Source organism: Dermacoccus sp. UBA1591, from assembly GCF_002322065.1.
Classification (GTDB): Bacteria; Actinomycetota; Actinomycetes; order Actinomycetales; family Dermatophilaceae; genus Dermacoccus; species Dermacoccus nishinomiyaensis.
The window spans coordinates 50,450-57,278 of record NZ_DCNR01000040.1 but is presented as its reverse complement, the minus strand read 5'-3'; the positions used below and the strand labels follow the sequence as shown (position 1 = coordinate 57,278).

General features: G+C 68.0%; 7 protein-coding genes. 2 read left to right on the top strand and 5 right to left on the bottom strand.

Annotated features, from left to right (window positions below; genetic code table 11):
• Positions 1–27 precede the first annotated feature (27 nt).
• A complete protein-coding gene (locus B2284_RS04255) occupies positions 28–405 on the bottom strand; it encodes a hypothetical protein (RefSeq protein WP_038568827.1) in 378 nt (125 codons plus the stop codon).
• Here B2284_RS04255 and B2284_RS04250 point away from each other — a divergent pair.
• A complete protein-coding gene (locus tag B2284_RS04250; protein ID WP_136788072.1) occupies positions 386–730 on the top strand; it encodes a hypothetical protein in 345 nt (114 codons plus the stop codon). The genes B2284_RS04255 and B2284_RS04250 overlap by 20 nt on opposite strands.
• A 78-nt stretch (positions 731–808) precedes the next feature.
• Here the strand turns inward: B2284_RS04250 and B2284_RS04245 are convergent, their stop codons facing one another.
• From B2284_RS04245 to aceA, 4 genes are all read right to left on the bottom strand, one after another.
• Entirely contained in the window at positions 809–1,246 is a 438-nt protein-coding gene (locus tag B2284_RS04245; protein WP_040014553.1) for a hypothetical protein, read from the bottom strand.
• 178 nt (positions 1,247–1,424) lie between these two features.
• Positions 1,425–1,745 (bottom strand): putative quinol monooxygenase, encoded by a 321-nt coding sequence (locus B2284_RS04240; protein ID WP_038568821.1) that lies wholly within the window; start codon positions 1,743–1,745, stop codon positions 1,425–1,427.
• Between the two features lie 173 nt (positions 1,746–1,918).
• Positions 1,919–3,556, bottom strand: a complete 1,638-nt coding sequence (aceB, locus tag B2284_RS04235; protein ID WP_074045560.1) for a malate synthase A — start codon at positions 3,554–3,556, stop codon at positions 1,919–1,921.
• 254 nt (positions 3,557–3,810) lie between these two features.
• Positions 3,811–5,094, bottom strand: coding sequence for an isocitrate lyase (gene aceA, locus B2284_RS04230; protein WP_006944896.1), 1,284 nt, complete (start codon positions 5,092–5,094; stop codon positions 3,811–3,813).
• Positions 5,095–5,292: 198 nt separating this feature from the next.
• Here aceA and B2284_RS04225 point away from each other — a divergent pair, with 198 nt between their 5' ends.
• Positions 5,293–6,807 (top strand): helix-turn-helix domain-containing protein, encoded by a 1,515-nt coding sequence (locus B2284_RS04225; protein WP_050786492.1) that lies wholly within the window; start codon positions 5,293–5,295, stop codon positions 6,805–6,807.
• Positions 6,808–6,829 lie beyond the last annotated feature (22 nt).

The window sequence follows — 6,829 nt, the reverse complement described above, 5'->3', positions numbered from 1 at the left end:
GGCCCGGCAGCATGCTCGGTCAGCGCGTCACTTGACGGTGACGTTCACCGAGTCCGAAGCGAACTGCGAGCCGTTCTCGAGGAACTTGATCGAGTAGGTGCCCGACTGCTCCATCGGTACCTTGACGGTCAGCGTGACAGCCTGGCCGTCAGCGTTCGAGGTGCCCTTGGAGTCGAGCGTGCCCTTCTTCGACTGTGAACCGTTCGAGATCTCATAGCTGTACTTCGCGCTGGACTTGAACTGCACGGCTGTCGTGAAGTAGACCCGCTGGCCCTTGTACGAGGCGTCGATGCTGCTCGCGTCCTCCTTGCAGAACTGAGCCGACGACACGTAAGCCAGGTTCTTGCTGAGGCACGAACGCGTCTCGTGGCTCGAGGCGAAGCCGATGATGTCGCTCTTCGTCACCTTTGCAGAACTGGCTGCCTGCGAGCTGGGCGACGAAGACGAGTCGGTCGATGCTGACGAGCTCGTCTCCGAGGTCGCGGGCGACGACTCGGGCGACGATTCAGCGGCGCTCGACGTCTCGGGCGCAGCCGACGTGGCCTGCGACTGGGCGGCCGTGGGGCTCGACGACATGGGGTTGCTCGGCACAGCGGCGCCCGACGATGAGCTGCCGCCGCTCTCGACGGTGCTGCATCCTGCAAGCGTGAGCGAGGCCAGTGCGAGCGTCGGGACGATGGTTCGGCTGATCTTCATGGCTTCCTCCTGGTTGTCGGTGTCATCATTCTGATGCGTTGGACCCGGATCCGGTTCCATCTCGGAGCAAAGAATTCATGAAGCCTCGATAGATCCTGAATGCGGCCTGGTCTCAGCCGTTCACGACGACCCGGAAGTCGCGCCGCACGAGCAGCTTCTCGCCCTTGTAGACCTCGCAGCGGGCGTCATCGCTGCCCGCGACGGTGATGCTCGCCGTCACCACCCCGAGGTTCTTGTCGACGCGCCCTGCCTCGAACGGGAAGTCGAACACCCGCGTGCCCTTGCGGATCCGGACGCGCAGTGGCGACCCCTTCGCCCCCGCGACGACGGCGGAGCACTGCAGGCCCTTGCCGCGCTCGAGCTGGATCACATCAGAGGTCTCGGCGCACGAGAGCGATTTCTTCTTGTGCCCCGGGGTGTCCTTGATCTGGGTGCACATGCGCACCTGGCTGGCGCCGTCGGCGCCCTGTGGGCCCTTGACCTTGACGGAGCCGCTCACCGGCTTGGCGCCGTCGACGGTGAACTCGCACGCGTAGATGCTGGCGGGCATGGCGGGCGGAGCGACGCCGATGTCGCCGCTCAGTGCGACCTCGCCGTCCGAACCGGGCTTGCCGACGTCGCCGGTCTGCTACGTCAGCTCCTCGCCGTCCTTGAGCACACGCATCTTCACCTTGCGTCCCGGTTTGACCGTGGTCGCGCAGGCGAGGTCGCCCCCCTCGTGATCGGCGTCAGTCGACGCTGATCTCGCCCATCTCGTCCCAGCCGTCGCCCTCGACCTGACGCGAGACGATCTTGGGCGTGGCCGTGAGCCATTCAGCCGTCGACGACGTGAAGGCCTTGAAGTGGTCCGAGGAGACGTGCGCCACCGCCGCGTCGTCCTGGAACGCCTCGACGAGCACGAACTCGTTCGGCTTCTCGACGCTGCGGCTCCACTCGAACCACAGGTTGCCCGCCTCGGCGCGCGTGGCCGCGGTGAAGTCGGCGACGTGGTCCATCCACCCGTCGACCTTGTCGGGGCGGACGTCGAACTTGACAACGATGAAGATCATGGTGAGTACCTCTCGAGTGCGCCCGCTGGACGTGACGATGACGTGGCGTGCACCTGCGCGACGCCACGTCATCTTTCTATCACCTCATACCGACAACGCCCCCGGGCGACGGCTCGACGCGCTCACGCGCACGCAGATCGCTCGCCGTACCCGTCTGCGTCACACGGCCGAGCTCAGGCGACCTCGTCGACCTTCTCCGACTGACGAAGGTCGTCGGAGTCGATGCTGCGCGGCATGCGCAGCCCCTCGTCGAGCAGGAAGCGGACGTAGGCGTAGTTGGAGAAGAATCCGGGCAGCTCGTCGGTGAGCGCGCTGCGTTCGAGCACCTCGCGGGCCTCGTCGAGGCGCTCGGACTCGTCGGCGTCGGCGGTGCGCTTGAGCTTGGTCATCTCTTCGTCGATGACGCGCCCGAGCAGCTCCCGCGTCACCTGCGGGCCCTCGGCGAGCTGCGTCGAGTGGTGCAGCCACTGCCATAGCTGGGCGCGGCAGATCTCGACGGTCGCCGCATCCTCCATGAAGTTGCCGATGGCGACGGCGCCCTTGCCGTCGATCCACGCCGCGAGGTACTGCAGCGCGACGCTGACGTTGTGGCGCACGCCCTGCAGGCTCGTCGTCTGCATCGTGCCCTCGAGGCTGACGAGGGCCGCCGCGTCGAAGCGCTGCGGGCGCTTGACGTCGATCTGGTCGAGCTTGTCGCCGAGGACGTGGGTGAAGGCGGACAGCACCGTGTCGACCATCGCGGGGTGGGCGACCCACGAACCGTCGAAACCCTCCTCGGCCTCGCGCTCCTTCTCGGTGTGGACGACGTTGAGGACGCGGTGACGCATGTCGTCGTCCTGCAGCGTCGGGTTGTTCGCGGCGGGCGCGGCGATCGCGTGCGTGCCGCGCTTGTGCGCCGTCGCGACCAGCAGTTCGGTGAACTCGCGCATGAACGGCGTCGTCATCGTGATGCGCTCGCGGTCGGGCAGGACGTACTCGTCGCCGCGGTGGGCGAAGGTACGCACGTAGCTGAAGATGTAGTCCCAGCGGCCCGCGTTGAGACCGGCGGCATGCTCGCGCAGTTCGTAGAGGATCTCCTCCATCGCGAACGCGGCGGGCAGCGTCTCGATGAGGATGCTCGCACGGATCGTGCCGCGCTCGATGCCGAGGGCGTCCTGAGCCTCGACGAAGACGTCGTTCCACAGGCGCGCCTCGGCCGCCGACTCGATCTTCGGCAGGTAGAAGTACGGGCCGAACCCGGCGTCGATGAGAGTCTGCGCGTTGTGGAAGAAGAACAGGCCGAAGTCGACGAGCGTCGCCGAGATCGGGCGGCCGTCGACCGTCAGGTGCTTCTCGCACAGGTGCCAGGCGCGCGGGCGCATGATGAGCGTTGGACGCTTGCGCTCCGGGTGCGCGCGGTACTCGCGCACCGCGTCGGCGAGCACGATCTGGCCCTCGATCATGTTGAACCACGTCGGTGACGTCGCGTCCTCGAGGTCCGCGAGCCACGTCGAGGCGTTCGACTCCATCGCGTGCTGCGTCATCGAGCGCGTGACGGGGGAGACGAGCTCGACGCGGCGATCGAGCAGCCCCGGCGCGGCGGGCGCGACCTGCCACGACGCGTCGTCACGCACGGACTGCGTCGCGGGGTCGAAGTCGAGGTCGGTGCCCGTGTTGATGCGGCGTGACAGGTCGCGACGCTGAGCGAGTAGTTCGGCGCGACGCCCGGCGAACGCTCCGTCGAGCCGGCCGAGGAAGGCGAGGGCGCCGGGCGTCAGGATCTCCTCGAACCGAGGATGCAGCTGACCGCGGACGGTGGGGGAAGAGCTCATGAGCCCTCCTTCGGGTGCGCTGTGGGCGTCGTCGGGGCGACGGCTGGGCTGGGCTTGGACTCCATCATGACCGATCGCGACGCCCGGGCGGGCGACGCTCGCGACGCGGACACGGCGGCCGCGGCACGCATGGTCGCGGGATCGGGCGATCAGGGTGCGCGGCGCGACGGGGGTAGGGGTGAGCCCCCACCCCCACGCGATCGGAGCCAGGTGATCGCGCGGGGGGTGGGGGCCGGTTCAGTGGCGGGAGCAGCTCAGAACTGAGCGCTCTCCGTCGACTCCTTCAGCGCGGTCGTCGACGACTCGGGGTTGAGCGTCGTGGCGACCAGGTCGAAGTAGCCCGTGCCGACCTCGCGCTGGTGACGCGTGGCCGTGTAGCCACGGCTCTCGGAGGCGAACTCGCGCTCCTGCAGCTCGACGTACGCCTTCATCTGCTCGCGGGCGTAGCCGTGGGCCAGGTCGAACATCGAGTAGTTGAGAGCGTGGAAGCCGGCGAGGGTGATGAACTGGAACTTGAAGCCCATCGCGCCCAGCTCGCGCTGGAACTTGGCGATCGTGTCGTCGTCGAGGTGCTTCTTCCAGTTGAACGACGGCGAGCAGTTGTACGCCAGCATCTGGTCGGGGAACTCGGCCTTGACGGACTCGGCGAACTTCTTCGCGAGCTCGAGGTCGGGCGTGCCCGTCTCCATCCAGATGAGGTCGGCGTAGGGCGCGTAGGCCTTCGCACGCTCGATGCAGGGCTCGATGCCGTTCTTGACCTTGTAGAAGCCCTCGTTCGTGCGCTCGCCGGTGAGGAACTGCTGGTCGCGCTCGTCGACGTCGGACGTGATGAGCGTCGCGGCCTCGGCGTCCGTACGGGCGATGACGACGGTCGGCGTGTTCGACACGTCGGTGGCGAGGCGGGCGGCGTTCAGCGTACGAACGTGCTGCTTCGTCGGGATGAGCACCTTGCCACCGAGGTGGCCGCACTTCTTCTCGGAGGCCAGCTGGTCCTCCCAGTGCACGCCGGCGGCGCCAGCGGCGATCATCGACTTCATGAGCTCGTACGCGTTGAGCGGGCCACCGAAGCCGGCCTCGGCGTCGGCGACGATCGGCACGAGCCACTCATCGACGCTCTTGATGCCCTCAGAGAACTCGATCTGGTCGGCGCGCATCAGGGCGTTGTTGATGCGGCGGACGACCTGCGGCACCGAGTTGGCCGGGTAGAGCGACTGGTCCGGGTACGTCTGGGCGGCGAGGTTCGCGTCACCGGCGACCTGCCAACCGGACAGGTAGATGGCCTTGAGGCCGGCCTTGACCTGCTGGACGGCCTGGTTGCCCGTCAGCGCGCCGAGGGCGTTGACGAAGTCCTCGGTGTGCAGCTTCTCCCAGAGGTTCTCGGCGCCGTGCTTGGCGAGGGTGAACTCCTCCTGGATGCTGCCCTGGAGACGGACGACGTCCTCAGCGCTGTAGTCACGCTTGACGTTCTTCCAGCGCTCGTTGGTGTCCCAGTCCTTCTGGATCTCGGCGGCGCGTGCCTGGATGTTCTCGCCAGTCATGGCTCCTGGTCCTTTCCTCGGTGAAGCCTCAGCCGGGTGGCGGTGGGGCTCGATGTGTCCACTCTGGCCGATCGAACTGGCAAGTAACAAGAGTTTTCCGATAAAGATCTGCGATTATTGACACATCGACAGGTTTTTCGGGGTCTTTGGCTCCGAGTGAGCACGAGGTGACGCATGGCGCGGGCGAAGGTGAACGGTATGAGCGACACGAGCGCACCGCGCGAGGGGCGGCTGTCGCGCCCCCACGTCTCCACCGAGACGGCCACCCGACCCGAGCGCGCCGCACCCGACGCCCTGACGATCGGACGGCGCCTGCGTCACGTACGTCAGGGCGCCGAGCGGACGCTCGGAGACGTCGCGGCCGCCGTCGGCATGAGCCCGTCGGCGCTCTCGCTCATCGAGAACGGCAAGCGCGAGCCGCGACTATCGGTGCTGACGTCGCTGGCCGAGGTGCTCGACGTCCCCCTCGCCGACCTGCTCGCGACCGCGCCGCCGTCACGGCGTGCCGCGCTGGAGATCCGACTCGAACGCGCGCAGCGCGCCGAGCAGTACTCGGCGCTCGGGCTGCCGACGGTTCGGGTCGGGCCGCGATTGCCGACGGAGGCGCTCGAGGCGCTCGTCGGGATGCACGAGGCGCTCGCGTCGATGCAGAGCGAGCGCGCCGCGACGCCCGAGCACGCCCGGCGTGCGAACGCCGAACTCCGCACGCGCATGCGGGAGGCCGACAACTACTTCGGTGACATCGAGCAGGCAGCCGCCGACCTGCTCGCCGGCGTCGGGCATGCGGGCGGGCCGGTCTCGCGCACCTCCGTCGATCGGATGGCGGAGCACCTCGGGTTCTCGCTCGTGCACACCTCGGATCTGCCGAACTCGACGCGCACCGTCAGCGATCTGGCCAATCGCCGGATCTACCTGCCGCAGCCGGAGGCGGGCCAGCACGACGCGCGTTCGCTCGCGCTGCAGGCGCTCGGGCACCTCGTCCTCGGCCACGAGGTGCCGGCCGACTACGCCGAGTTCCTCTCCCAGCGCGTCGAGATCAACTACTTCGCGGCGGCCGTCCTCATGCCGGAGAAGGAGCTGGGGGCGCGGCTGCTCGAGGCCAAGGCGGCCAAGGACATCTCTATCGAGGACCTGCGCGACGCGTACGGCGTCTCCTACGAGACGGCCGCGCACCGGTTCACGAACCTCGCGACGAAGGTGCTCGACATCCCCGTCCACTTCATGCGCATCAGCGCCGACGGCGTCATCTACAAGGCGTACGAGAACGACGGCATCGTCTTCCCGGCGGACGCGACAGGCGCCATCGAGGGCCAGCGGGTGTGCAAGCACTGGACGGCGCGTGTCGTGTTCGACCAGCCCGATCTGTCGCGCTCGTACCAGCAATACACGGACACGCGCTCGGGCACGTACTGGTGCTCGGCGTCCGTCGATCGCACCTCGTCGGGCTTGTTCAGCGTCAACGTCGGCACTCCGTACCAGCACGTCAAGTGGTTCCGCGGGCGCGAGACGACGTCGCGCTCGCAGTCGCGATGCCCCGACCCGTCGTGCTGCACACAGCCGCCGGGGGAGCTGACGGCGCGCTGGGGCGGGCACGCCTGGCCGAGTGCTCGCGTGCATTCGCACCTGCTCGCCGCGATGCCGCCCGGCACGTTTCCGGGCGTCGACGACACCGAGGTGTACCAGTTCCTCGAACGCCACGCGCGCGAGAGCTGACGTCCCTTCCTGATGTCGCCCG

Coding starts and splice junctions, on each gene's coding strand:
- B2284_RS04250 (WP_136788072.1), top strand. CDS start 386: ATGATGTCGCTCTTCGTCACCTTTGCAGAACTGGCTGCCTGCGAGCTG.
- B2284_RS04245 (WP_040014553.1), bottom strand. CDS start 1,246: ATGCCCGCCAGCATCTACGCGTGCGAGTTCACCGTCGACGGCGCCAAG.
- B2284_RS04240 (WP_038568821.1), bottom strand. CDS start 1,745: ATGATCTTCATCGTTGTCAAGTTCGACGTCCGCCCCGACAAGGTCGAC.
- aceB (WP_074045560.1), bottom strand. CDS start 3,556: ATGAGCTCTTCCCCCACCGTCCGCGGTCAGCTGCATCCTCGGTTCGAG.
- aceA (WP_006944896.1), bottom strand. CDS start 5,094: ATGACTGGCGAGAACATCCAGGCACGCGCCGCCGAGATCCAGAAGGAC.
- B2284_RS04225 (WP_050786492.1), top strand. CDS start 5,293: ATGAGCGACACGAGCGCACCGCGCGAGGGGCGGCTGTCGCGCCCCCAC.